The organism is Bifidobacterium bombi DSM 19703 (assembly GCF_000737845.1).
Classification (GTDB): Bacteria; Actinomycetota; Actinomycetes; order Actinomycetales; family Bifidobacteriaceae; genus Bifidobacterium; species Bifidobacterium bombi.
Genome location: NZ_ATLK01000001.1, coordinates 1,073,391 through 1,097,854 on the forward strand (window position 1 = coordinate 1,073,391; position 24,464 = coordinate 1,097,854).

The following is a 24,464-nucleotide window of genomic DNA, read 5'->3' on the forward strand; positions in this document are numbered from 1 at the left end:
GCGGCGGTCAAGGCCTTGCTTCCCTACAGTCGGGTGACTATATCGACCGCCAGGCGCGCGGCGGTATCGGCATACTCGGAGACATCAAAATCCCTGAACTCCTCATATTCCGTATCCGCATTGTCCGAAAGCGCACGAATGACCAAGGAAGGAACATCATTGCGGGCGGCCACATGAGCCACCGCTGCCCCCTCCATCTCCACGGCGTCGGCATGGGTATTAGCAGCTACGTCAGCGACTTTTTGCGGCGTATCCACAAAATAGTTGCCGGATGCAATGGTGCCGACGATATGGTTGATGCCAGCGTCATCAAGGGCGGCGGACGCCACTTCCAGAAGTCGGGCGTCTCCATGGAATTCTTCGGTCTGCGGCTTCCATTGGGCGATCAGACGCATGTCCGAATCCAGGTAGCGCAGCGTTCCACCAAGCACCACGTCATTGATGTGCATGGACTTGTTGAGACTTCCGGCGATGCCCGAAAAAATGACGGCGCATGGGTCATAACGGTCGATGAGGAACTGGGTGGTGGCGGCGGCGTTGACCAAACCCATGCCACCTACAGTGGCGACGACGCGAATACGTTCGCCGGAACGCGTCTCAAGAGTGCCGCGGTTGACATCCAGACTCGCCATAGCGTCGTGCTCCACATCGTTCAATGATCCAGCGATGAGCGTCACTTCCTCATCCATAGCTCCGATGATCGCAATCGTCTTCATGCCGTTCCTCCCGCTTATGGCCTCGCATGCGCATCCAAGACCGACCGACCCGGACGGCAGGCATGCTGCGTTCACAATGATTACCCTATCTTACTCCAGATGCTCCACGAAGGTGAGACGCGCCGGCAGCGCCCACGGCGCCGTCACGACGAGTACCGCTACCCGATGCCATACGCGCAGGTGGTCTGTCAACGGCGAGAATCCACAGCCCGCGCAAGCTCATGCAGAAGCAGCTCCGTTTGCGGCCAAGAGATGCATCGATCCGTTATGGACTTGCCATATTGAAGTCGATGCAAGGGTGCGGCCGGCTGATTGCCGCCTTCGATGAAGCTCTCCATCATGATTCCGGTAATGCCTTTTTCGCCGGCTGCAATACGTGCGGCAATCTCACGCACCACCTGAGCCTGCCTGACTTCATCCTTACCTGAATTGCCATGTGAACAATCCACGATCAGACCCTGCGCGGCTGCGCAATCCGCCGGGAGTTCGGCGCGAATCGCCTCCATCGCACCGGCAACCGAAGCACTGTCGTAATTCGGGCCTTTCGAGGAGCCTCGCAGCACTACATGGCAATCAGGATTGCCCAAGGTCTGCACGGCGCTGGCACGACCCTCATGGTTGATGCCGAAGAAGGTCTGCTGCTGAGCGGCGGTAAAACAACTGTCCACGGCTATCTTCACCGACCCGTCCGTGGCGTTCTTGAAGCCTATGGGCATGGAAAGCCCGCTGGCAAGCTGACGGTGCACCTGCGAACCGGTATTGCGCGCCCCAATGGCACCCCAGCTCACGGCATCGGAGATGTACTGCGGGCTGGTAGGCTCAAGAAACTCCGTGGCGGCGGGCAAACCCGTGCCAAGCACCTCCAGAAGGGTGCGTCGCGCCAGCAACAGACCTTTGACGATATTGTGGCTTCCATCGATGTCAGGGTCGTTGATCAGCCCCTTCCAACCCACCGTCGTACGAGGTTTCTCGAAATACACACGCATGACGATGAGCAGCCGGTCGCGCACCTCCTCGTTGACGCGGGCCAAACGGCGCGCATAATCCAACGCGGCCTTGGGATCGTGTACGGAACACGGACCTACGATGACCAGCAGACGATCATCCTGTCCGTACAGACACGCACGAACCTCATCGCGGGAAGCGGCCACCAGATTCTGCGCCGCTTCATCGAGCGGAAGCCCGCTAAGGACTTCAGCGGGCGTAGGCAGAGGCTCAAGTTCGAAAACCCGCCGATTGACAATTCTGCTGATGCCGGCCTGATCCTCCCAACGCGGCACATCGGGAACCGTCAGCGGATTTTCACCGTTGTCGATGGCGCGGCGAAATTCAGCCAAACCGCGAACTTCGGAACCAGCTTCGTAATCATTCACAAGACGGCGGACATCGTCGTCCTGGTCGCCACCGGCGACTCGCAAGCTTCCACCGGCGGAGCCGGAATCAATCCCACTGACTTCGGCACACCCACCCAGAGCGTCATCATGATTCATGAGATCACACTTTCCTTCGTCATCAACAGCCTAAGGCACGTTCCACCAAACACAGGCACGACCGATGCGAGCATTCATTCGCCATCCAACACGCGTCGCGCCGAGACCGCCGCCGCAAGCCCGTGAAGCAATTCGTTCGTGCGATCCCACGCAATGCAGGCATCGGTAACCGAACGCCCATATACCAACCGATCGAGCGGAGCCGGGGATTGATGCCCTCCCTTGAGGAAACTCTCCATCATCACCCCGAAGATACCCTGCTCGCCCTTCGCCAGTCTTTCGGCGATCTCCTCCACCACTTGTGCCTCACGGACCTCGTTCTTGCCGCAATTGCCATGGGCCGCGTCAATGACCAGGCCATGTTCGCTGGGTCCGGTCACCTTGGACTCGCGCAGCGTCTCCAGCGCCTTGTGGACGCAGGCAGCATCATAATTCGGCCCCTGGCTTGAGCCTCGCAGCACGATATGACAATCGGGGTTGCCTTTGGTCTGCGCCGAAATCACACGACCGTCGAGATTGATGGAAAGAAAATGATGCTCGCTTGAGACGGCGTAACACGAATCGGCCGCCGCCTTCACCGAACCATCGGTGGAGTTCTTGAAACCGATAGGCATCGACATGCCGCTGGCGAGCTCGCGGTGCACCTGGCTTTCGGTGTTGCGAGCGCCGATGGCACCCCAGCTTACCAAGTCGCACAGGTACTGCGGGGTGATGGGGTCAAGCCATTCGATGGCCGTGGGCAGGCCCTGCGAAAGTACGTCAAGCAGCACCTGACGCGCCAGGAACATCCCCTTGCGGATGTTGAATTCACCGTTCAGGTCCGGATCGTTGATCATACCCTTCCAACCCACCGTCGTACGTGGCTTTTCGAAATATGTGCGCATGACGATGAGCAGACGGTCATCCAATTCCCTGCTAACCTGCGCAAGTCTGACTGCGTATTCGTGCGCGGCCTTGGGGTCGTGGATGGAACAGGGCCCCACAATCACAAGAAGGCGGTCGTCACGGCCATGAAGTATGTCACGGATCTGTTGTCTGGTCTTCAGTACGAATCGGCTTTGTTCGGGAGTCATGGCCAATTGCTCGAGCAACACCCGCGGCGCCGGTATGGGATCAAGCTGCTTAATGTTGACATCGACGGTCTCGGGGTAGACGGCCCCATCACCAAAGCGCGACGCATCCTGCGCACTTCCGGGTCCTTTCAAAAACGTCATGCCCTCTCCTCCCTTCAGCCGATCCGCGACCTCGTTACCGGTCCCCGAGACCGAGGTCCGCACGTCGGAACCGAACCGCCCTCCATTGTATGTCTTTCGCGTTCATCCTCGCACGCCGATGTCGCAATGATGAACGGCTGGGAATGACGATGAACGCGGGCTGGATACCTGGCACAACGCAATCGGCGGACGATGCGGCGGACGTGCATTCCTAGCACGCCCACGACACCGTCCGCCCAGACGGTCATAGCCTTCAGCAGCGCAAACCGTCTGCAGGTACGAACGTATCAGTTCACGCCAAGGCACCCATCGGGTCCCATGCGGGCAACATGATGGCCGGCTCATCCAAGGCGGCCAGATATTCGTCCGGAAGCATGGACTTCGGTACCGCCACCTCGTACACATATTCGGTGAACCAGTCGTCGCTCATGGTGAAGTAGCCCTTGTCCGCCACCTTGTCGCCCCACGAGTTCTCGACCCTCCAACGGTTGGTGGTCGTGCCGTCATCCGCCACGTCCACGCCCACGAAAGCCATCGCGTGGTTCATGGCGGACTCGCCGTAACGTACACGCTGCTCCTTGTCCATGTCGAAGTCAACGTCATAGACTTTGCCGTACTCGAACAGATCGGTCGCCCAAGCGCCGTTCTTGCGGTCCATCATGGGGCCGCAGTCGGCCCCGAACCACACCGGAAGGTTCTTTTCCGAAAGCAGCCTGCGCACGCAATCCTTCATGAACTGGTTTGGAACATTCAGATATTCCGTGGGATCACCGCCGGCCACGTTTCCCAAATGTTCGATGCCGATCTTCTTGCCCTTAGGATGCTCCGCGCGTGGGTCGTCCACCAGGCAGACATAGTCTTCGAGACCTGCGGAGGCGTTCACGTATTTCTCCCAGAACTCCACGGGGGTGATCTCTCCATCGCGGTGGAAATTGCCGTCCTTGTCCGTCCACTCCCAATCGAAGCTCTTCGGCGGCTCGCCCAGATGAATCGTGAGCATGCGATGACCCGCCTCGACGGTTTCGTCAATGATCTGATCGATGCGAGCCGGATCGGCGTACATGTGAGCCACGGCAGTGTGCAGCATCTTACGCAACTGGTTGTTCATCACGCCGGTTGATTCGGAGGAAGCCGTTTCCGGGAAGAAATCCTTGGGAACGGCGCCGTACTTCTTGTAGACGTTCAGAGCCATGGTCCACTGACCGCCATCGCCCATCACGTCATCGAGCAGGTGCTTGACCAAACGTGAGTCCGGTCCTTCTCCGGTACGTACCAACTCCGCCATGTCACGCATGAAATAGTTGATCCGCTCCAGTTTGTCGTAGTACATGGCATACGCCTGCGAAAGCTCGAAACCATCGAGATTGAACTGCTGCTTGGCAACGTAACGCGACACGTTAAGCGAACTGAACAACCAGCAACGGCCGGACTGCTTCTGATTGGTCACCTCGCCGTTGTTGACGGTCACCGAGAAACGGCGCGGCAAACTACGGGCACGGTCATAATTACGGGCGACATCGTTGATGCCCACCGTAGTGACCGCGTTCATGGCGATGTGGTTGGTCGGGTTCGATGCGAAGTCCTCGCGCATCTTCTCCAGTCGTCCCTCACTTAGTGGTGCGATTTCAGACATACTGCTCCTATTCCTTTCCCTTGTGTATTGATCGGCGTCAACGTGTTCTTGGTATGACTTCGTCTTCCAGCAGACCATTCACCGGGTACCTGCAGACAAAGTCGGACGTCAACGCCGGGCGGAACCCCGGGAAGTCCCGTTCCCCTTCCGTTCACCTGTAGACCCCGCAGCTTGCCCTTGACCGTCCCGGGATGCACCGGTTTGGGCATCAGCCTGCGGACCGTCCGCGCCTTGTTTCTGGACTTCCCCCTGCGAATCCGCCGAATCCACGGCGTTGATGACGGGGATCTCCGTGGGTGCGGTCTTCTGGTCCGCGTCCGGAACGGCGACGCCGAAGCCCGAGAAAGCGTTGGTGAACATGGCCTTCAGCTCTGTGACCCGGCGGGTGATGTCGGACTCGCGCTCCTGCATCTGGGCGATACGCGAATCAAGCCCGTCCAGCTCGTCCTTGGCCGCGGCGCGACGCTCCTCCAGTTTCTTCTCGGCGTCCTTTGCGGCCTTCTCGATGATCTGCGTGGCTTGGTCATCGGCTTCCTTGCGCTTGCTTACCGCATAGGCATCAGCCTCATCGCGCACGTCCTTGGCTTTGGCAACCAAGGCATCCGTCTCTTTTTTGGCCTGCTCACGCTGTTCCTCCAACTTTTGGAGCAACTCATTGACCTTGGCCGTGGCTTCGTCCTGTTGGGAGGCAATATCCGCACGGATCTGCTCAACTTCGGCGTTGACCTGAGCCTTCGTCTTCGTGGCGCTGACCTGAGCCTCATCGGTGATGGACTGCGCCTTGGACTTCGCCTCGTCGATGATCTCCGCAGCCTTGCGCTGGGCCGAAGTGGTCATGCTAGACACCTGCTCGCGCACATCGGACAGCTTCTTGTTGGCCTCCGCCAATGCGGCGGCGATCTGATCGCTGGATTCCTTCTTCAATTTGCTTATCTCGTCGTTGTTGGCCTTACGAGAATCGGCGATCTCCTGGGTCGCCTTGGCCTTCATATCAGCGAGTTCACGCTCCTGCTTGGCGCGTTCGGAAGCCAGACGCTTCGAGTGCTCCTCGCGGGTGTTGTTCAGTTCGATCTCCAACGCGTCACGTTGCTGTGCCACGTACTTGTTGACTTCGTCGCGCTGCTGTTCGGCCTCCTGTTTGGCGCTCTGGGAAGCGGAAACGGACTCGGTCTGTGCTTTGGCGAGTATGGTGGCAGCCTTAGCGTTCGCTTCATCGAGAGCACGCTGCACGTCAAGCTTGGAGTTGTTGATCAGGGTCTGCGCCTGAGATTGGGCCGTGGCACGCGTGTTGGCAGCATCCTGCTTGGCCCTGTTGACCAGCTCGGCGCTGGTCTGCTCGGCGGAGGCGAGCATCTGCTGAGCATTGGCTCCGAGGGAGGCGAAGGAATTGCCGCCCTTGGAGGCCTTCTTGACGTTGTTCTTCTCTTCCTGAAGTCGCGCCTGAAGCCTGAGGATGGATTCATCACTTGCGCTCACCTGCGCACGCAACCGTTCCAACGTTTTCTGATTCTCGCTGAACGCCGCATCCACGGCGTCCTTGTCATACCCACGAAGCACAACTGGAAACTGATCCGCCATGTCCATTCCTTTCAACACCATTCGACCCATACGCATATTAGAGGGCGAAACGCCCAAATCGCACATAACAATACTATTTCATGGAGCTGAAAAAAACACTGAGAAAATGGGAATTCACACGAAATCCACAAACAGCGCAACACGCATGCACCTCACCGAACCGGTGTCTCAGCCGATGAGAATGTCCGACGACGACGGATCGAAGTAATAGCTCACCGCCTCGCGCACCACGTCACGGCAGGCCTGCACCTGTTGGCCGACCGTCAGCCCATGCTGGGCATGCGGCGCATCCACAATCGCCGGAAGACTGACGAAGCCCGAAATGACGTGGCGATGACGAGCCGTCGCCCACTTCATGAGATTGTAGAAAAGGGAGTTGCATACGAACGTGCCGGCATCCGAACTCAACGCGGCGGGGATATCATCCCTTCCGAAATCATCGAGGATCGCCCTCAAAGGCAGACGTGTCCAAAACGCCGCCGGTCCATCGTGATCGATGGGGCCATGCTCATCCATGTCCGGTTCCCCAGACAAGCCTGAATCCATACCCTTGCCACTTATTTTGCGGGAAATATCCATGAGGTTCACGGCACAACGCTCCAACAGCATGCCACGCGCGGACCGGGCGAAACCGGTGGCGATGACGACGTTGGGGTCTTGTTCCTCGAGCGTATCCTCAAGAACCTCCCAAGCCTTCTCAAAACTGATGGGAAGCATCACTGGAGTAATGTTCACCCGTACATCCGACAGGAAATCGTCCTGCCGATTGTCCTGCGGATCGATCCCCTCGCGCGCGAACTGCTCCACGACGATCCGCGAAGGATTGCGTTCCACGCCTTCATATGGGTCGAAACCGGAAATAACGACATTCACTGATTCCACGTCACTGCCCTTTCACGACGACGTTGCGCAACGAACCGATGCCTTCGACGGTCACCTGCGCCTCGTCAAGGGGATGCAGACTGCCATACGCGTTAGGCGTGCCCGTCATGATGACGTCGCCTGGCAGCAGTGTGGCGAAACTTGAGATCCGGGCGATTTGTTCGGGAATCGAATGGATCAGGTTCGCGGTGGTGCCGTTGGCTTCCGGCACATCCTCGCCGTTGAGTCGGAACGAGATGCGCGCATCGCGCCAGTCGAGGTCCGTCTCGATCCATGGACCCAACGGGCATGAGGTGTCAAAACCTTTGGCGCGAGTCCACATCGGATCGGACCCTTGCAGGTCGCGCAGCGTCACGTCATTGACGCAGGTGAATCCCAAGACGTGATCCATGGCCTCGGCTTCCGTGACGTTCTTGGCGATACGTCCAATGACCACGGCCACCTCGGGTTCGAAGTTCATATCATCGCTGAAGCTTGGCATGACAATGGGGTCATCCGGTCCGATCACGCTGGTGCTCGGCTTCATGAAGACAACCATGTCCCGAGGAGCATGTTCCTCATGACTGTGCCCTTGGGAATGCATGAAGCGGGCATGCGCCTCATAGTTTTTGGCCAAACCGTAGATCTTTGAAGGGATGACCGGAGCGAGCAGGCGGATTCCCTCGCCATCCAATTCGAAACGCTCGCCGGTAGGACGCGCCGGTTGCGAACCGAACGGGTATCCGTCAAGGACCGCAAGGTAGTCCCTGCCGCTCGACTTGTCGCTCTGTACGAAAGCATACTGCGGTGTTCCGTTATGTGAAAAACGTGCAATCCTCATGCCACCAGTCTACATCCATATCCATTTCAATCGCCGCAGAATCGTAACCGCAGTCAGACATCGACGCTAGAGTATGAACCATGCACGTTTCATACAAGGCACATCATTTGCCAGGCCGAATCTCCGCTGCCGTTTTTGCGTTGGCCTTGGCACTCACCGTAGGGGCCTGCGGCGCAAAAAACGGTTCGGACGCTTCGAAGAAGTCCTCATCGTCCCAATCCCAGTCCGACGCCACGGATGGCATCGGCACCCAAATGGCGGGGGTGAGCGCCAGCGGCGAACCCGGGAAAAAGCCGAAGGTCACATTCCATGTGCCGATGCAGGTCGTCAACAATTCATATGCGGTACTGCAGAAAGGCAATGGCGCGAAGATCGAACCGGGGCAGCGCCTGTGCGTTCAGGACGTGGCGCTCAACGCCAAGGACGGCTCCGAGCTGATGAGCTCCTGGGAAAAGAACACGCCCGACTGCTCTCTGGTGATGAACAAGCAGAAAATCAACGCCACCTATTATAACGTGCTGATCAACCAGAAGGTCAACTCCACCGTGGCCTTCGGAGTCAACGACAAGAACTCCGCCGGAACCTCCTACATCATGGCCGTCACCGTCATCTCGGCATCGGCGAATCGCGCAAATGGGGAAAAGGTCAAGGACATTCCCTCAAACCTTCCCAAGGTCAAATTGGGCGCGACGGGCAAGCCATCGATCGATTTGAACGGCTACCAGCCTGACGGCAAACTCGTGGTGCAAACACTCATCAAGGGCAAAGGCAAGAAGGTCGAGGAAAACGACACCATAGACGCTCATTACAGCGGCTGGGTAAAAGGCAAGGACGGCAAGCCTTCGCAGTTCGATTCCTCTTGGGACAGGGGCGAATCCTCGGTGTTCTCCCTGCAGCAAGTGGTCGCGGGCTGGACCCATGGCTTGGCAGGGCAGACCGTCGGATCGCAGGTCCTGCTCATCATCCCTCCGGATCAAGGATACGGGAATAAAGAGCAGAAGGGAATCCCCGCAAATTCAACACTCTATTTCGTCGTAGATATTTTGGATGACCAGGGGCAGACGCAAAGCTGAACCTGAGCCGTCATAACCGGTACAAACAAGGGGCTTCCTCGATCACACCCGAGGAAGCCCCTTACTCGTACTCATGAAAAGAAATCGGATAACCGCGACCCATTGGACGACATACGCAGCCACGGGAGACGGTCGCGCGTCAAAAATCAAGGGCGTGGGCCGGCCTGTGCATCCATGCCGGCCTTATACCAGAGCACGGCAATGTTCACACGCTCCCTGACACCGAGCTTGGCCAATATCCTGCTCACCGTCTTCTTGACCGAGTCGGTCTGCAGGCACAGCCGATCAGCGATTTCGGCGTTCGTCAGGCCTTCGCTCACCAAAGAGGCGACTTCAAGTTCACGTCTTCCCAGAACCGCGAATCTCGTACGCAATTCGGCCCCTTGGCCACGTGAGACCTCCGCGGAAAGCTCTCGTTTGATCACTTCTCCGGTGATGCGCGGCGTCAGTATGGCATCACCTGCATACACCGCGTGCACCGCCTCGTGCAGTTGAGCCGTTTTGACGTCCTTGAGCAAGAAACCCGAGGCCCCCGCGCTCAGGGCGCCGAAGGCGTAGTCGTCCTGGTCATACGTCGTCAATATCACCACTTTGACCGAAGGGTAGAGGTCGGTGATTGCACTGGTGGCATCTAGGCCGTCCATGACCGGCATGCGCACATCCATCAGCACCACGTCGGGCAATGGGCGCCGCGACCTGTGCAATGAGTCGAGGAGATCGAGGGCTTCCTGCCCGTCCGCCGCCTGCCCTACGACCTGCAGCTGCGGATCCTTGGCGACCATGAGCGAGAATCCCATTCTTGCGGGTCGCTGGTCGTCCACGATCATCACGCGAATCATATCGTTCCTTGTCTTTCCGCAGTTTCGATGGATGGGGGTATGACCGCCCGTACGACCCAGCCATTGGCCTGCGGACCTGCTTCGAACGTTCCCCCGTATCCCCGTATGGTATCCTGGAGCCTGTCAAGCCCGGTCCCACGGCCCGAAGGCACGTTCGTACCACTCCCATTGTCCCTGATGGTTATGGCGATGGCGCCATCGGTAGCATGATCCCATGAAATCACGATGCGGTTCACCCCTCGCCCGTGACGGATGGCGTTGGTCACCCCTTCTCTGGTGACGGCGAAGCTCAGGTCAGCCTGTTCAGGGTCGTCGGGTCTGCGTCCGGTCTCCGTCAGCGCCACGGTCATCCCTATACGCCGAGCGTGGTCGAGGATGGGTTGGACATCGTCCCAATGATGGCGCTTTCCCGGCGCAGCCAGTGGAGCGTCCTGGCCGACGGGAACCTCAAGGGCCTTAACGGCGGTTCTCGTGTCTGCCAGACCTTCCCGCGCCAGTTCGTTGATCATGCGTATGGCATCGTCGATCTGCGGCTTCCCCGTCACCTGGTCCAGGCCCTCCGACAGAGCGATGATGGCCGTCAGATCATGACCCACGCTGTCGTGAAGCTCCGCCGCAATTCTGAAGCGGTTAAGGGCCTGGTCACGTTCCTGAGCCAGATGCAGGCCGCGTTGACGTTCCTGAGCAAGCGCCCGTTCGGACAGGCGACGCTCCCGTCGCAACCTTGAAACGAGACCGAAACCGACGCTCAGGAGGAAACACGAGGCAAGGGGATACAACAGACCCGTGAAATCGGCATCCCGATGCCACTCAGTCGCGAAGGCCACACTGAGAAAACTCAACAGCCCCGACGTAGCCAGACCCGCTACAAGCGTCGTACGCGTATGGGCCTCCACCGTGCAAGCGTAGACGCCCACAATCCACAGCAGCAGCAGATACGTGAATGCGGAACCATAGACAATCGCGGTAAGGAGCATCAACACGCCGATGGCGATGGAAACCATCGCCGGCCGGCTGCGGCGCAGGATGAGCACAGCCACCGCAGCGATGATGATGGACACGAACAGCGGCATGCCCCAGCCGCTTGAGGATAGCACCAGGCGCAAGGTAGCATTTGCGCTCTGCGGAACCAGGGCCAATCGCGTGAGCAGGACGGTCTCATACAGGGCGCACAGAAATACCATGACATAAGCCATGCTCGTGCGGTTCCAAAAGTCCACCCACCATCGGAGCTTACCTCTCGATTTCATCGCATCCCCCAGCTTTTCGCGGTCCGCCACTTCCTTCCACCGTCATCAACCGACGACAACGTCTTGCGCATCCTTCCGCCGAGGTGACGAGCCTAATTATAACAAGGATATTCAACGCCAGCAGGCTCCGATCCATGCCTGCATGGACGATACCGCAGAATACGAATTTCAATCCCATGAATGAAGTCGATCGCCCCCAACAAACCGACCATCTCAAATGGCTTTTCTTGCCAGCCGACGGAAGATCGAGGCGCCGATCAGCACCCAGACGGCCGCCAGCAGCGTCGTTGAGACGAGGGAACCCACCGAGGCGATGCTGCCCAGGTCCCGTGCCGCCGACGCGCCGGTGATCAGGGCAAGGGGGTAGGGCGATGCTAGGGACGGGGCAGCGACCGACAAGGCGCAGCCTGCCAAGGTGAGCAGAAGCATGATGGACATGGTGGAGGCAAACGTCTCGGCCTTGGCGGCGATGGCCTGGGTCAGGGTCATGATGGCCCAGATGGACAGGGTCATGGGAACCGCACGCAGGAGGTAAGGACTCAGTCCGCTCAGGAAGAATCCGCCGACCATCCTTCCCACTGCTACGAACTCGACTTCGAAGACGGCAACGGTCAGGAGTGAGACGAGCAGGCCGTGCAGCATCTTGCCGGCTATCGCGGTGCCCGCAGTACCGGAGGCATTCAGTCGCTGCCAGTTGCGTCCCGCATGCTCACCCGCTTCCACCTGCGCGGCGAAGGCCGCAACCAGGATGGGCATGAAGACCATGCTCGGCAGGAGGATGGCCTGCCCCCAGACCGCACCCCACGTAACATCCTGGCTCTGGAATTCCTTGCGGTAGGAGACATACTGGTCCCATCCATTGAACATGCCTATCGCGTCGAACACGATCGTGGCCAGCCAATACCATAGGTTGCCGGCTTTATGCACCTCCCAGCGCAGGGCCGCCGGGACGGAGGGGCGTTTGCTGGTCGTCGGATTGCACATCGAGGCGCTTGACGACGCCACTGTGGTGATAGCTTGCTTGTTCATTGGCGTGACTCCTTGATTGTGATGATGACCGCCGAAATGACGATCCAGATGATGCAGGCCAGCAGGCTGCCGGCTACGCAGGACCAGGGGTTCGACACCAGGGTCATCCTTGCATGGCCGTCGGTACCGGCGATGGTCAGAAAGGGGCTCGCCGCGGAGCTGATGCCGGCCGGGAACAGCCAACCAAGGCGCGCCGCATTCATGGGCCCCAGACCGGTTCCGATGAGACCGGCGATCACCCCTACCCCCAGACCGACCGCCTGCTTGCCCACGGTCAGGGAAAGTGCAAGCTGGATGGCGCTCACCGCCATGGATGACGCAAGCGCGATGAGCACGGGCGCGAACACCAGCGCGGCGAAATCACCGCCAAGTGCGAACCCATCGGACAAGCCGGCAAAAGGTACCCATACCAAAGGGACCATAAAGGCCAAGGACACCGCGACGCCGGCCACCGCCAGTTTCGCGAAGAACCTGTCGCCCGCGCCCTGCCCCAAGGAACGCCACTTGAGGTCCATGCGTTCGCCGGTCTCCATGACGGACAGACGACTGGTGAGCAGTGCCGCGAGAATCGGAGCCAGCAGCCCGACGGTCTGGTACACCTCACCTTGAGCCAGCGCGAGGGTGTGCAAAGCCGCGTTGCCGGAGCCGGCCCGCTTCATGAAAGCCAGCCCCGACCACGCGCAGACCATGGCGACCATCGCCGACGCCATCCACCAGAACGATGAGCCCTTCAGCTTTCGTACCTCCAAAGCCAGAAGCACGCCGAAGCCCCCACAACGGGCCCCTTTCGGAGCCGAATGCCGAAGCGGCCGCACAGGACCAGTCACCTTCGTTGCTACCATGCTCATCGCGCACCTCCTTGCTCTATATGGGCGCGAGGGCTTTCCACCAGTTCCAGGAAGGCCTGCTCCAGGCTCTTGCGCTCGGAAGCAACCCTGTACACTTGCAGGCCTTGGGACACCAGTCTCGCGACTAGTGAGCCCACCGCTTCGTCGCTGAGCTGCGCGATACGCAACGTGGCGTCCTGCCGGGAGTATTCGAAAGCGATGCCCTCTTGTTCCAGAATTCCGGCGGCACGCTGCGGGTCGGACACTCGAAGGTCGATGCGTCCCTCCTCCCGCAGATCGTCCAGCGACCCTTGGTAGAGCAAGCGCCCACCGGCGATGATGCCGACCATGGGAGCCATCTTCTCGATCTCCGAGAGGATATGGCTGCTGATGATGACGGTGACGCCTTCCAAGCGTGCCAGATCTACAATCATCTGCCGCATCTCGACCACCGCCTCGGCATCCAGTCCATTGGTGGGTTCGTCGAGCAGCAGGAGCTCAGGCTTCGAAATGAGCGCCATGGCGATGCCCAGCCGCTGCTTCATACCCAGCGAGTAGGTTCCAGCCTTCCCGTCCTCATGCTCACCCAACCCTACCTTGGCAAGCACCTCGTGAGCGGTCGAACCCGGCAACCCCAGGTAATCGGCCACCATGCGGCAGTTGTCCAAGCCCGACAGCCCCGGGTAGAAGCTCGGACCTTCGATCATGGAGCCCACGCGCCCTGGTCGGATGCGGCTTTTGGGGCCTATCTGTTGGCCCAACATCCACATTCTGCCTGAACTGGGCTTCGTCAGCCCAAGCAGCAGCTTCATCGTCGTGGACTTGCCCGCTCCATTGGGGCCGAGCAGCCCATACACGCCGCCCACGGGCACCTGCAGGCTCAAACCGTCCACCGCTTTGAAATCCCCGTATACCTTCACCAGGTTTTCCGTGGCAACCGCCAGACGAGGCATGTCACTGTGAAATTCGTTGTCAGTACGTAAACCGTTGTCAGTACGTAAACCGTTCATCGTTCCTCCTTTCATGAGAACCGTCATGTTCCATGAAAGCGTCAACTGACGTTCCAATCAACGTAAGACGCGGATTTGTCCTCCTGAGGGGACATATGCGCAAATACTCACATGACTCACAGTCATGCCAAAGTCATGCCACAGTCATGCCAAAGTTATGCCAAAGTCATGCCACACCAGTCAAAGTCGGCCATGTGCACGGCAAATGACTCATCGGCAATCCCCCGGACGACGCGTCCGCCGCATCGCATGACGTATCGTTGAAATGCGCTAACGAGGTTGCATCAAACCGTTGGCCTGGCAGCGCTTCCTCTTGCTATGCCCAAAGGCCTGAACTCGTTGCCGGGCATAAGGACTTCACTCGGACGCAAGCGCATTCATTCGCCGACCGCCGCCACGACCACAATCCACTCCCAAATGAGTACACACGCATCCTGTCGAACCAATCAGCATCAGCCTTCTATCCGTCGACGGCATCGTTCATAACGATCATCAGGACCACGGTTTCGGCCATCACAATGACCGTGAACAGGACCGAAAAGCCATTGAACCCGGCCTCCACATTCGACCAGCCACCATCCTGCTACGGAACCATCGCCGTCGCCATGCCATTCCGTTTGCATCCATCGAAGTAAACGCACAAGACCGTTCCCACATTCAGATCGAAGGCCACTTTCAAGACATAGCAAACGACCGTCCGACAAAGCCTCGACGATCTATCGGCAGCAAGCAAGCCCTATACGACAAGCAACAGAAGCGTCACCCAGGAACAGAACACGGCTCCCTTGTGCACCCCTAAGCTCACCGGTGACGACACAGGCGAAACCAGAGCTCCGAAACTGAACACGAAGACGAGGAGACAGCAGTCAGAAACAACACGATAAGCGGAATTCTGTTTACCCATCGATGCCCTCTTTTTCGTACATAGAATATTACATGGATATGAATACGTTGCCGGTGTCGGAATCGTTGATTCCCGAGAATGGTTTCAATGGGTCTTGTAAGCGGACCGTTATGAGACTAGTGTATCTACATTTAAATACAAGAATTCACAAAGTCATCACATTTAATTGTCTATAGCTTGCTGGCTAATGGTCGGCATCTGTAGTAGTTCCCTATAAGCTGGGCTGGAAATCTTAAGTTCGTCATGTGTGCCGCATGCAACGATTTTGCCCTTTTCCATGACCAGTATTTGATCGCCTGGCTCAATTGTTGACATTCTGTGAACTACTTCAATGACGGTTTGTTCGGAGAATATTTCGCGTAGTAGAGCATTTATCTTCTGTTGGTTGATTGAGTCGAGGCTTGACGTAGGCTCGTCTAAGAGAATGACCGGTTTTCTGTGCAGTAAAATCCTGGCGATGGAAAGTCTCTGACGTTCTCCGCCGCTCAGGAAGTGGCCTTGTTCACCGACCTGCGTATTTAACTCTTGTTCGAGATTCCTAACTTTTGTATCAAGATTGACGAGCTTGAGCGTATTCCAACATGTCTCATCGCTTGCATTTGATGGTTCCCATCGTGAGATTATCTCGAATACTACCGGAGAATATGGGAGCATCTTGTTCAATATAGCTAACTACTTTCCTGATATCGTTGGCATTTAAATCAGTTGAGTCAACATTGTTGTATAGGATATGTCCCGAATCCGGCCTATAAAAAGCCTCCAACAGGGAAAGCATCGTAGTTTTACCTGAACCCGATGAGCCCACGATGACGGTTCTTTGGTGTGGGACTGCGCTAAAACTAATGTTCTGCAGGGTGGTATTTCGTTCATCATCTTTGTTCGTTGTATTGTAAGAAAAGCATACATCTTTGAACTCCAGCGTAATGTTGGCTGTATCAAACGAGGAATGCCCATCTGGGGAAGCATATTGCTCGAACTTACGGTTTCGCTTTTATCGCGCAAAGATTCAATGTCTTCTATTCTCCTGAGTGGTCCTAAAGCTTTGAAAGCCGTGGTTATAGATGAGGAAAGGGAGCTTAGCGAAGAAACAACCATAGTCAAATACATCGAAAAGGAGATGAAATTAGAAATATCAAGATCCCCTTTCGCTATTTCCGCGCCGCCAAAGGAAAAACGATTAGTAAGGTCAGCTGTATGGCGCAGTTCACAATGGACCGAATGATTGTTTCCTTGTTGGCCACTTTTACTGTTGCCCGATACACTTCTTCTGCGGTACCGACTACTCTTTTCGTTTCAGGCACTGTTGCCATAAAGGCCTTAATTGTGCGAATTCCGGCTAATGATCGTAGTATGGCATTAGACAGTCTTGCTGTCTTAGCTTGTACCAGTTCGGTATAGGCCTGCAGACGCGTGAAGAGGCAGCAATCATCAACAGAATGGATGTGCACGAAGTTATAAGTGCCACGGCAAAGAGTCTGGTATCAATGAACAGCATAGCGACAGCTGATCCGCAAGCTGTTAACAGATTCGCGGCCACTTTAAAGAAGTCTGATGACAGGGCTGAGCGTAACTCATTAGTATCTGAGATGACAGTTGAGACATAGTCACCCGATTCCCTCTTATCGTACTCTTGTACCGGCAGTCCGAGGATACAGGTAATGAGGTTGCTGCGTTTATCGAAAACTATTTTCGCCGCAAGGCGGTTTGCCATATTGGATCCCAAACCATCCAGGACGATGCCTGCTACAAACAAAAGCGCCAAGACTGCAATTGGTCTCACCAACTTCTGACTCTGTTCTATGGCGTGTAGAAGATAATTGACACACAGGGGTTATAGTAACGCCAGACCTGAAGACACTATACCCACAGACACCACAACAACAGTGATAGCTGTATGCGGTTTCAATAGTTTGAATACATTAAAAAATGTGGTTTTTTGATGTTGCTGAGTTTGCGTAGTTGACATGATTTCCGCTATTCGCCTATGGCTGTTTGGACGGTTTCAATTGCCGATCGCTTCAAACTAGAACGTGCAGAGAAAAATGTGGCAAGTGTTCCAGCAGCGATAATGGGCACAGCAAGGACAAGGAAAAACTTCCAGGGAAAGACCACTACAAAGAGACTCTTGGAAAGAGGGAGGAATGTCACAGCGGTGAAGACACCGACGAGTAAGGTGGCCCCCGCAGAAATAAGGACACCGGTGGTCATAAGGATGAAACCATCCAAGGCCGATATGGCAAGTAGCTGTCCGGGCACAGCGCCCGCGATGGAAATCAGGGCCAGATCAAGGTTGCGTTCCTTGGCGGAGATGGCGAAACTGGCGACCGCACCGATTACAGCAATGAGCAACGCCGACCATAGGCTGGACATAAGCTCTACTGGTGTGGCTGATCCCATGTCTTTCAACTGGGGAAAGCCACTTATGGCAGCAGTGCTGGTTTGCCCTGTGATTAACAATCCACCGAGCAGGAACAGGCAAGCGGTCAGCGAGATGATGGTAGAGCCGAATGCCTTCCCGCGACTTCTCACAATGGCTTGCGCCCGTGCTATCTTCCAGACATCAGACTGCACAGGAACCAGATTCGTCCATGTTTTAGTGGACCATTGGATGATAGGGCCTCCCGAATAAGCCAGAGCGACCAGAAACAGCATTATCGCAATGATTGGGCCTAATGACATGGGTTGCATGATGATGCCCAATTGGGTCTTACTCAGAGTTTTGGGGTCGTTCAGGACCAGGATGACGGCAGCGACTGCCGGTGCCAGCAGAGCGATGAAAGCACCGATAATAAGGAATCTCCTCAAACCGCGCCCAGCTCGCGTGACGCGGACTTCCTCACTTCCTGAACCTCTCAGCAGCTCAACCGGAAGCACTTTCCTCAAAGCACGCAGAGTAAAGAGAGCACCCAACAAGGCCACAATGAAACCGACTGCAAGCCCCCTCAAAGCAAAGTCGAAGAAACCTTGCCAAGTAAAATTGATAAGCGGAGGTAACAGCACGGCCTCCAACTGGAACTTTAGAATTCGTGGGGCAAGAATCGGTGCCAGCGCCATACCGACGATAGAGGAAATCAGAGTCAGCACGAACACCTGCACCATAGTGAGGGTCAGCACCTGCCTGGGTGTGGCACCGAGCAGGGACAACAATGCTAGTCCCTTCCGACGCTGCCTTATGGAAGCCTGAATCGTCACCATAATGACCAGGCAACCCAGGACCATTGCTATGTGGTAGACCTGGTCCACGTTAGTGCTGAGATGGTGAGATACCACACCCACTTCCCCTGGGGAATCATGTTTGAGATCATTGATTCCCTTGCATACACTCATGGCGCACAGAATCGTCTGCGTGACCACCAGCACAAGGAACACCCCGGCCCATATTCCTCTATTGGCTTTCAGATCATTCAACGCCCACTTCATGACTTACACCTTTCACACCGCATCGCCATACAGAGTCAGGGCAATAGCTACGCTTGCTCTTCCACATTCCCTGATGCAACAAATCCGCCATCACTCATGGTGTACACGACGTCGCATTGCCGGGCCAGGCGGAGATCGTGTGTGACCACGACCACGCATTTACCGGGTCGATGGGAGAAGTCCCGCAACTGCGAGAAAACCAACTGTCCGGACTTCTGGTCAAGAGCGCCTGTCGGCTCATCGGCGAACACAACATCTGGATCCGCGACCAGCGTGCGAATCAAGGATACCCGCTGCTGTTCACCGCCGGAGAGCGAACTAGCTGCGTCATTGTCATGCCCACTCAAGTGGAACTTATCCATGAGGGCAGCGATGCTTCCTTGATCGACCTTGCGATGGCTGAGAGTCAACGGGAGCATAATATTGTCACGAACGGTCATGGAGGGAACAAGATTGTAGGACTGAAACACAAACCCGATATGCGATCTGCGAAACAAAGCCAAATTACGCTGGTTCTTCTTAGTTAGCTCCTCACCCAGCACCCACACATTTCCTTGAGATGGCTGTTCAAGACCAGAAAGGCAATATAGCAAGGTGCTCTTACCGCATCCAGAGGGCCCTGTAATCGCAGTCATGCCACCACCAGCAGCAACAAAAGAAAGATCATTGAACACCACAGTGGGAGTCCCGTCACCCGAGACGAAATTCTTACTTAGCTGTTCAGCTACTACCACACCATCACGCATAATATTAACCTTCATGGTAATGAGATCAGAGTATCGCCAGACCTCATGCGATTATAAAGCCCAATGACAACGAGTACTGAAATAAACGCTGTCATGGGGCTTTATTCCTATTTACCAACACAACACGTTGCTCGTATCCAGGATCCCATGACTCTTCGTCATGTGCCATGAGACTACGGCTATCGACAAAGAAAGGAGATCCTGGGTGCGTCGCCCGCATGTATACAGCTTCCCCCAATCATTGCGTCTCCCATCGTTGCAGACTTTGCTTTGTAGCAATGCTACCAGAACCTGGTTCAGTGTCAACTCCTGTTTTAACTCGCTTCTTGAATGTTAATAACTTGCGCATTGCCTTTGATCGCTAAATACCCATACGTCGCCTCTTAAGATGGCAGCTTTCCTTTGAGTAGAGATGGACCTTCAATTGCTGCATCCAATGATGTCAAGACACCAGGCCGTTTGCATAGCAAACTTTTCCCAGCGTCTATACTTACCTGATCCTCCCCCGTGGCTTCCATTCTCAATGATATTAACGACTGCGTCTGCACCGATTTCCTGGAGCAGTGACACCCACTTCAGAGATTCTCTATAGGAGACCCGAGCATCTTGCTTTGCGACTATTGCTAAAACTGAAGGGAATCTCCATTCTTGCACGGCTTCACCACCCCCCTTCCCTTCCTGCTTTCCTTGAGAGGGAAGGTTTTCACAAGGTGAATATGACCTGATATATTCGAAAACCTTTTGGTTTTCCAATGGATTTCCCCATTCCTCCCATTCCGACACAGTCAGAGGAGAAGATGGGTCAAGAAGCGTTGTTAACGGATCAACAAAAGGACTGTCCGCAATAACACCCGCATAACAATCTGGTGCCATCGAAACTGCAGATGCCACAAGTAATCCGCCGGCAGAATTACCATAAGCCACGGTTCTTTCAGGCTTTGCACAGCCGCCATCTTGTAAAGCTTGGGTTGAATCTATAAAGTCCTCAAATGATGTTCTTTTATGAAGCTTCTGACCCTGTTCATGCCAGGCATATCCTAGTTCCCCCCACCGCGAACATGAACCACTGCATATAATATTCCACGGTCAAGTAAACTTAGTCGCTCCATTGAGAAGTCTGGATCAGTGCTGACTCCATAGGCACCGTAACCTGTTATATACATAGGCCGATTCTGTGGCAGACTGGTAAATGCTGAATGCAGTGGCCTCTCGCGATATATATTTTGCGTCAGTTCTTTTTTCCAAATCAGTGATACTGAAATCTTTTCACCGTCTCTTGACGGTAGCCAGATCCGCTGTTCGGCATATAGACTGCTATCATAATCCTCAAAACCAGCATATCCCCCTATAAAGTTGTCGACTCCAGTCAATGGATTCACTTCACGAATTTCTGTGGGAGATGTATAACTGAAAATTGAATAACGCATATTCGGGGAATCATATGACAAGTTCCCCGAGCTAACGATGGAATAAATCTTACTATCACCAACAGCATCCATCCTGTTGCTGGTGATCGGTTTCACCTCGGTAAAATCCAAAGGGCGATTGGACTCAATAGATTCCTTAGCTGAAACTTTATCGACAAAAGCAATACGTGGCAGACCATCTGAACGGTAGCTTAATGAAATGAAGTTGCGGCGAACACAGACGGAAAAAATGTTCAAACCTCGCACTTGCTGGAAAATTCGAGGATTTGGAAGGGTGCGCTGGCGCTTTCCCGCCAAGACAGATTTACTGTCTTTTCGGGCTATCTCAGTATCGGCTACCGGGCAAGACTCTCCCATAGCGATACATGTCCCCTCGCCTATATAAAAGGGCGGCTCGTGCAAACGCCTATCGATTACATCGACTTCAAAATTCGGTGTTCTGCCATTATGCCGGATCACAGCAATTGGTATATCGGCTTCTTCGTCTTCCTCAGCTTCAAAAAAACCGAACTGCACGGAATACTTAATATTATTTTGTCTCTTTATAAAAAATATGAATTCGCCTGTAGGGTTTGCCGCCGGCAAGATTAAAACTTCTTTGCTCGTTGGAGAGGCCGATGTAATGACGATGTATTGGTTATCATTACTAATCGTAACAGTTACGCGGAATCTTCGTCATTTTCTCTAAACACTTCAACATCTTCTTGAATACTCGATCCAATGTGATGTCGTTTCACTGCAAATGGTCTCATCTGATTATCAAGTACCAGATAGAACACCCATTGCCCATCGGGACTTAAACATGCCCCGCCGGTATCGGGAATAACATCCGATAGCGGCTTGGATTGCGTGACTCGACGAAGATGAACAGCATATCTTTCATTGCCTTTAGTATCCGTGCTGTAAAGCAGTAATTCGCCGTCATTGCTGATAGACAAATCTTGCAAATGGAAATACTTCGAACTGCGGATCTCAGCATTGGCATCGAATACAACCTCTTCACCCTTTACCTCACTCTGATTAGCGACTGCAATAACGTCGGGAGGGTTCCAATCATCATCAGCGATAACCGGCAAACGGTACTGTACATCATAAGGCTTTCCTACAAAGTTCCGTGAGAAATACCAGAAGTTGCCCAATCTAACAGCAGGAGAAACAAACTCCTCCTTTTTGCGGTTTTGTTGTTCCAGGAAAAGCTCTCTCTGAAGATCTTGAAGGCGCTCCATCCTTTTTTCAAATCTAACATTCTGAGACAGGAGACATTCGGTGTCTCTTTCACTATCTTTCTGCGTTGCCTGATTCATACTTGATAAGTCCTTTTAAAAATGACCATGAGACACATGATTCCACGGTCTTTGCCCATCAGTTAACTAATGCACCTACGTTGATAATTATAGGCAAACATCTACTGTCGCTATTGTCAAGCTTTACGGTCATCGGCTGTTGCCGATGGCTGGTTGCCGCTGTCGCACGCCTGTGGCGTGCTGCCGGAGGGGTGTGAACGTGGGGGTTTGTGCCGCCCCAAAGGAAAGGAACACCCATGAACACCAACATCCCATCCCTAATCACTGTTGACAACACCTTCCAGGCCACTGCGCGCAAGCTGTCCACTCACCACGACCTTGCCGCAAAGACAAGCAGACAAACTCTTGAAACCATTATGAGCATCCTCACCGGAACCCGCCAGGACGTCAACATGACCTATGAACAGCTCACCAACGTAGCCGCCCTCATAGAAACTTCCCTACAATACCGTGACGCTTTTCTTATCGCCTCTCTCAACCCGCAAGCCACTCAGGACGACCTGACCACCTGCACCGAACACCCGCACAGTCAAGAAGCAATCCTCCTCATCACCGGCACATTGGACAAATTCTTCAACATCAAGGATTACACAGACCAGACTCGCGTCAACCGGGCCATACACTTGCTTGACCAGCTCACCCGCATTACCGGCATGACACCACAACTATGCACCACCCGCGCCTACCTGAGCTGGGCCAGCCACGATATCGAACAGACCAAACAATATGCCAGCATGACCGCAGAACTTGACAAAGACAACACCCTAGCCGCGTTGCTCTTGGCAGCCCTGCACCTCAACATCAACCCCAAAACCAAGTAAACACAGCAACGGTGTCCACGCTTCCACAAGCGTGGACACCGTCACACGGGAAGAAAGCACCGCTCATGAAGAAACTACTACTTCTACATCACCGACGACCACCAGCAGGACGATTCCATCCCTCCTTCCGTGTCAGGGCGGGCACTTATTAGGGCAGGCACTGACGGCCTGAATATGGAACATCCCCGCATTCCCGGGCCACATACGACAACAAGGCATTTGCTCATCGGACCGGCACCTGCTCCGATTGGGATACCACGAGCCTGCCATCAGCCATCGTGTATACCACATCGCACCGCCGCGCCAGGTCAGGGTCATGGGTCACCATGACCACGCATTTGCCGGGTCGATGGGCAAAAGCAAGCAGTTCGGAAAACACCATCCAACCCGTATTCCGATCGAGCGCGCCGGTCGGCTCATCGGCGAGCACCACATCGGGGTCGGCGATCAAGGTGCGGATCAAAGCCACCCGCTGCTGTTCACCGCCGGACAGAGAGCCGACGGCATCCTGTTCATGTCCGCTCAGGCGGAACCTGTCCATCACAGCGGCGAACGTTGCCTTATCGACCTTCCGACCCGCAAGGGAAAGCGGCAGCAGCACGTTATCCCGCACCGTCATGGACGGGACCAGGTTATACGCCTGGAAGACGAAACCGACGTGAGCCCTACGGAAAAGAGCCAATCTCTGCTCGTTGAGTTTGCCCAATTCCCGGCCCAGCACCTGTGCTACGCCGCCTGCAGGCCGTTCCAGGCCGGAAAGGCAGTACAGCAAGATACTTTTCCCACATCCGGATGGCCTGGTTATCGCCGTTAAGACACCTCGGAACGCCATGAACGAAACATGATGGAGAACCCTGGCGTGATCCCGTCGCCGGAAACGAACCGCTGAGTCAGCCCTTGCGCCATGACCATGGCGGCGGACCGCATGACATCATCCATATGAGACCTCCCGCTTCTTCTCTGTTGAAGAGCCGCCGGCTTGGCTCGAAACATGTCATCATTACAGCACACGCGACGCCGTTTTCATATCAGGGAACACCCCGGTTCATCCCTGATTTACCCCTAATCGGTTTGTTCCACACTGGCGTTCGGAGCCGGAAAGGAAAATGGAAAAGCATAAAATCCGTCACATATAATACCGAAAAATACATGAAGACGGTATAATCGAGTACAGCACATGTAATGACTGTGCCACCCCTGAGCAAAGGAGCTGAAATGAATCAACCATCAGTCGAAACCTACCACGAAGACGGCAAATGGAAAAACAAGGTGGAAGGCAAGGCGCGCGCCACTAAGACCTTCGACACCAAAGCCGAAGCCGTGGCGGCGGGACGGGAGCAGGCCATGAAGCTTGAGACCGAACACGTCATCAAGAACATGGACGGCAAGATCAGTGAGAAGAAGTCCTACGGAAACGACCCACGGGCTCCGAAAGACTCACGCGGCTGAACCTGCCCCGTCAATCGTCTTGAAACCAGCAC

The 24,464-nt window shown here is 55.3% G+C and carries 28 protein-coding genes; 4 read left to right on the top strand and 24 right to left on the bottom strand.

Annotated features, from left to right (window positions below):
• Positions 1-23: 23 nt before the first annotated feature.
• The 7 genes from mtnN to BBOMB_RS04100 form a co-directional block, all read right to left on the bottom strand.
• Positions 24-716 (bottom strand): 5'-methylthioadenosine/S-adenosylhomocysteine nucleosidase, encoded by a 693-nt coding sequence (gene mtnN, locus BBOMB_RS04070; RefSeq protein ID WP_044087072.1) that lies wholly within the window; start codon positions 714-716, stop codon positions 24-26.
• A 188-nt stretch (positions 717-904) separates the two neighbouring features.
• Positions 905-2,206 carry a 3-deoxy-7-phosphoheptulonate synthase gene (locus BBOMB_RS04075; protein ID WP_081867285.1) on the bottom strand — a complete coding sequence of 434 codons (1,302 nt, stop codon included), beginning with the start codon at positions 2,204-2,206 and terminating at the stop codon, positions 905-907.
• 74 nt (positions 2,207-2,280) lie between these two features.
• Positions 2,281-3,420: a 3-deoxy-7-phosphoheptulonate synthase gene (locus tag BBOMB_RS04080; protein ID WP_044087276.1), complete on the bottom strand. Its 1,140-nt coding sequence runs from the start codon at positions 3,418-3,420 to the stop codon at positions 2,281-2,283.
• Positions 3,421-3,712: 292 nt separating this feature from the next.
• A complete protein-coding gene (locus BBOMB_RS04085; RefSeq protein WP_044087070.1) occupies positions 3,713-5,053 on the bottom strand; it encodes a C1 family peptidase in 1,341 nt (446 codons plus the stop codon).
• 108 nt (positions 5,054-5,161) lie between these two features.
• Positions 5,162-6,631, bottom strand: a complete 1,470-nt coding sequence (locus BBOMB_RS04090; RefSeq protein ID WP_044087069.1) for a coiled-coil domain-containing protein — start codon at positions 6,629-6,631, stop codon at positions 5,162-5,164.
• A gap of 168 nt (positions 6,632-6,799) precedes the next feature.
• Positions 6,800-7,513 (bottom strand): pyroglutamyl-peptidase I, encoded by a 714-nt coding sequence (locus BBOMB_RS04095; RefSeq protein ID WP_044087068.1) that lies wholly within the window; start codon positions 7,511-7,513, stop codon positions 6,800-6,802.
• Position 7,514: 1 nt separating this feature from the next.
• A complete protein-coding gene (locus BBOMB_RS04100) occupies positions 7,515-8,333 on the bottom strand; it encodes a fumarylacetoacetate hydrolase family protein (protein ID WP_044087067.1) in 819 nt (272 codons plus the stop codon).
• A gap of 80 nt (positions 8,334-8,413) precedes the next feature.
• Here BBOMB_RS04100 and BBOMB_RS04105 point away from each other — a divergent pair, with 80 nt between their 5' ends.
• Positions 8,414-9,406: an FKBP-type peptidyl-prolyl cis-trans isomerase gene (locus BBOMB_RS04105; RefSeq protein ID WP_081867286.1), complete on the top strand. Its 993-nt coding sequence runs from the start codon at positions 8,414-8,416 to the stop codon at positions 9,404-9,406.
• 146 nt (positions 9,407-9,552) lie between these two features.
• Here BBOMB_RS04105 and BBOMB_RS04110 read toward each other — a convergent pair whose 3' ends face one another.
• The 8 genes from BBOMB_RS04110 to BBOMB_RS08490 all read right to left on the bottom strand — a co-directional run bounded on the left by BBOMB_RS04110 (position 9,553) and on the right by BBOMB_RS08490 (position 16,070).
• Positions 9,553-10,245, bottom strand: a complete 693-nt coding sequence (locus BBOMB_RS04110; RefSeq protein WP_044087066.1) for a response regulator transcription factor — start codon at positions 10,243-10,245, stop codon at positions 9,553-9,555.
• The gene (locus BBOMB_RS07565) at positions 10,242-11,441 is read right to left on the bottom strand and encodes a sensor histidine kinase (RefSeq protein WP_161787696.1); all 1,200 of its coding nucleotides are present in this window, start codon (positions 11,439-11,441) and stop codon (positions 10,242-10,244) included. Before BBOMB_RS07565 ends, BBOMB_RS04110 begins: the two co-directional genes overlap by 4 nt.
• 267 nt (positions 11,442-11,708) lie before the next feature.
• Positions 11,709-12,524: an ABC-2 family transporter permease gene (locus BBOMB_RS04120; RefSeq protein WP_052377437.1), complete on the bottom strand. Its 816-nt coding sequence runs from the start codon at positions 12,522-12,524 to the stop codon at positions 11,709-11,711.
• Complete coding sequence (locus tag BBOMB_RS04125) at positions 12,521-13,372, bottom strand: ABC transporter permease (RefSeq protein WP_044087064.1); 852 nt, start codon at positions 13,370-13,372, stop codon at positions 12,521-12,523. The genes BBOMB_RS04120 and BBOMB_RS04125 overlap by 4 nt, the downstream gene beginning before the upstream one ends.
• On the bottom strand, positions 13,369-14,361 hold the full coding sequence (locus tag BBOMB_RS04130) for an ABC transporter ATP-binding protein (RefSeq protein WP_238549883.1): 993 nt from the start codon (positions 14,359-14,361) through the stop codon (positions 13,369-13,371). Before BBOMB_RS04130 ends, BBOMB_RS04125 begins: the two co-directional genes overlap by 4 nt.
• 736 nt (positions 14,362-15,097) lie before the next feature.
• On the bottom strand, positions 15,098-15,265 hold the full coding sequence (locus BBOMB_RS08050; RefSeq protein WP_156097129.1) for a hypothetical protein: 168 nt from the start codon (positions 15,263-15,265) through the stop codon (positions 15,098-15,100).
• Between the two features lie 162 nt (positions 15,266-15,427).
• A complete protein-coding gene (locus tag BBOMB_RS07570) occupies positions 15,428-15,919 on the bottom strand; it encodes an ATP-binding cassette domain-containing protein (protein ID WP_052377440.1) in 492 nt (163 codons plus the stop codon).
• The gene (locus BBOMB_RS08490; protein ID WP_414133049.1) at positions 15,852-16,070 is read right to left on the bottom strand and encodes an ATP-binding cassette domain-containing protein; all 219 of its coding nucleotides are present in this window, start codon (positions 16,068-16,070) and stop codon (positions 15,852-15,854) included. The genes BBOMB_RS07570 and BBOMB_RS08490 overlap by 68 nt, the downstream gene beginning before the upstream one ends.
• Before the next feature lie 15 nt (positions 16,071-16,085).
• Here BBOMB_RS08490 and BBOMB_RS08175 point away from each other — a divergent pair, with 15 nt between their 5' ends.
• Entirely contained in the window at positions 16,086-16,487 is a 402-nt protein-coding gene (locus BBOMB_RS08175; RefSeq protein ID WP_162176036.1) for a hypothetical protein, read from the top strand.
• On the opposite strand, the gene BBOMB_RS08495 is transcribed toward BBOMB_RS08175, so the two are convergent.
• From BBOMB_RS08495 to BBOMB_RS07585, 7 genes are all read right to left on the bottom strand, one after another.
• Positions 16,414-16,713, bottom strand: a complete 300-nt coding sequence (locus BBOMB_RS08495) for an ABC transporter transmembrane domain-containing protein (protein ID WP_152570114.1) — start codon at positions 16,711-16,713, stop codon at positions 16,414-16,416. The genes BBOMB_RS08175 and BBOMB_RS08495 overlap by 74 nt on opposite strands.
• Positions 16,602-17,045 carry an ABC transporter transmembrane domain-containing protein gene (locus tag BBOMB_RS08500; RefSeq protein WP_414133072.1) on the bottom strand — a complete coding sequence of 148 codons (444 nt, stop codon included), beginning with the start codon at positions 17,043-17,045 and terminating at the stop codon, positions 16,602-16,604. Before BBOMB_RS08500 ends, BBOMB_RS08495 begins: the two co-directional genes overlap by 112 nt.
• A 194-nt stretch (positions 17,046-17,239) precedes the next feature.
• On the bottom strand, positions 17,240-18,685 hold the full coding sequence (locus BBOMB_RS04150; RefSeq protein WP_044087061.1) for an FtsX-like permease family protein: 1,446 nt from the start codon (positions 18,683-18,685) through the stop codon (positions 17,240-17,242).
• A gap of 47 nt (positions 18,686-18,732) precedes the next feature.
• Positions 18,733-19,431 carry an ABC transporter ATP-binding protein gene (locus BBOMB_RS04155; RefSeq protein ID WP_044087060.1) on the bottom strand — a complete coding sequence of 233 codons (699 nt, stop codon included), beginning with the start codon at positions 19,429-19,431 and terminating at the stop codon, positions 18,733-18,735.
• A 420-nt stretch (positions 19,432-19,851) separates the two neighbouring features.
• Positions 19,852-20,508 (bottom strand): prolyl oligopeptidase family serine peptidase, encoded by a 657-nt coding sequence (locus BBOMB_RS07870; RefSeq protein WP_081867289.1) that lies wholly within the window; start codon positions 20,506-20,508, stop codon positions 19,852-19,854.
• A complete protein-coding gene (locus BBOMB_RS07580) occupies positions 20,469-21,443 on the bottom strand; it encodes a S9 family peptidase (protein ID WP_052377444.1) in 975 nt (324 codons plus the stop codon). The genes BBOMB_RS07870 and BBOMB_RS07580 overlap by 40 nt, the downstream gene beginning before the upstream one ends.
• 74 nt (positions 21,444-21,517) lie before the next feature.
• Positions 21,518-22,162, bottom strand: coding sequence for a beta-propeller domain-containing protein (locus BBOMB_RS07585; RefSeq protein ID WP_052377446.1), 645 nt, complete (start codon positions 22,160-22,162; stop codon positions 21,518-21,520).
• A 236-nt stretch (positions 22,163-22,398) separates the two neighbouring features.
• Here BBOMB_RS07585 and BBOMB_RS04165 point away from each other — a divergent pair, with 236 nt between their 5' ends.
• Positions 22,399-22,983, top strand: coding sequence for a hypothetical protein (locus tag BBOMB_RS04165; protein WP_044087059.1), 585 nt, complete (start codon positions 22,399-22,401; stop codon positions 22,981-22,983).
• Between the two features lie 223 nt (positions 22,984-23,206).
• Here the strand turns inward: BBOMB_RS04165 and BBOMB_RS04170 are convergent, their stop codons facing one another.
• Positions 23,207-23,815, bottom strand: coding sequence for an ABC transporter ATP-binding protein (locus BBOMB_RS04170; RefSeq protein ID WP_081867290.1), 609 nt, complete (start codon positions 23,813-23,815; stop codon positions 23,207-23,209).
• Positions 23,794-23,922: a hypothetical protein gene (locus tag BBOMB_RS08410; protein WP_269146617.1), complete on the bottom strand. Its 129-nt coding sequence runs from the start codon at positions 23,920-23,922 to the stop codon at positions 23,794-23,796. The genes BBOMB_RS04170 and BBOMB_RS08410 overlap by 22 nt, the downstream gene beginning before the upstream one ends.
• 276 nt (positions 23,923-24,198) lie before the next feature.
• Between BBOMB_RS08410 and BBOMB_RS04175 the strand changes: the two genes are divergently transcribed.
• Positions 24,199-24,432, top strand: coding sequence for a DUF2188 domain-containing protein (locus BBOMB_RS04175; protein WP_044087058.1), 234 nt, complete (start codon positions 24,199-24,201; stop codon positions 24,430-24,432).
• Positions 24,433-24,464: the final 32 nt, after the last annotated feature.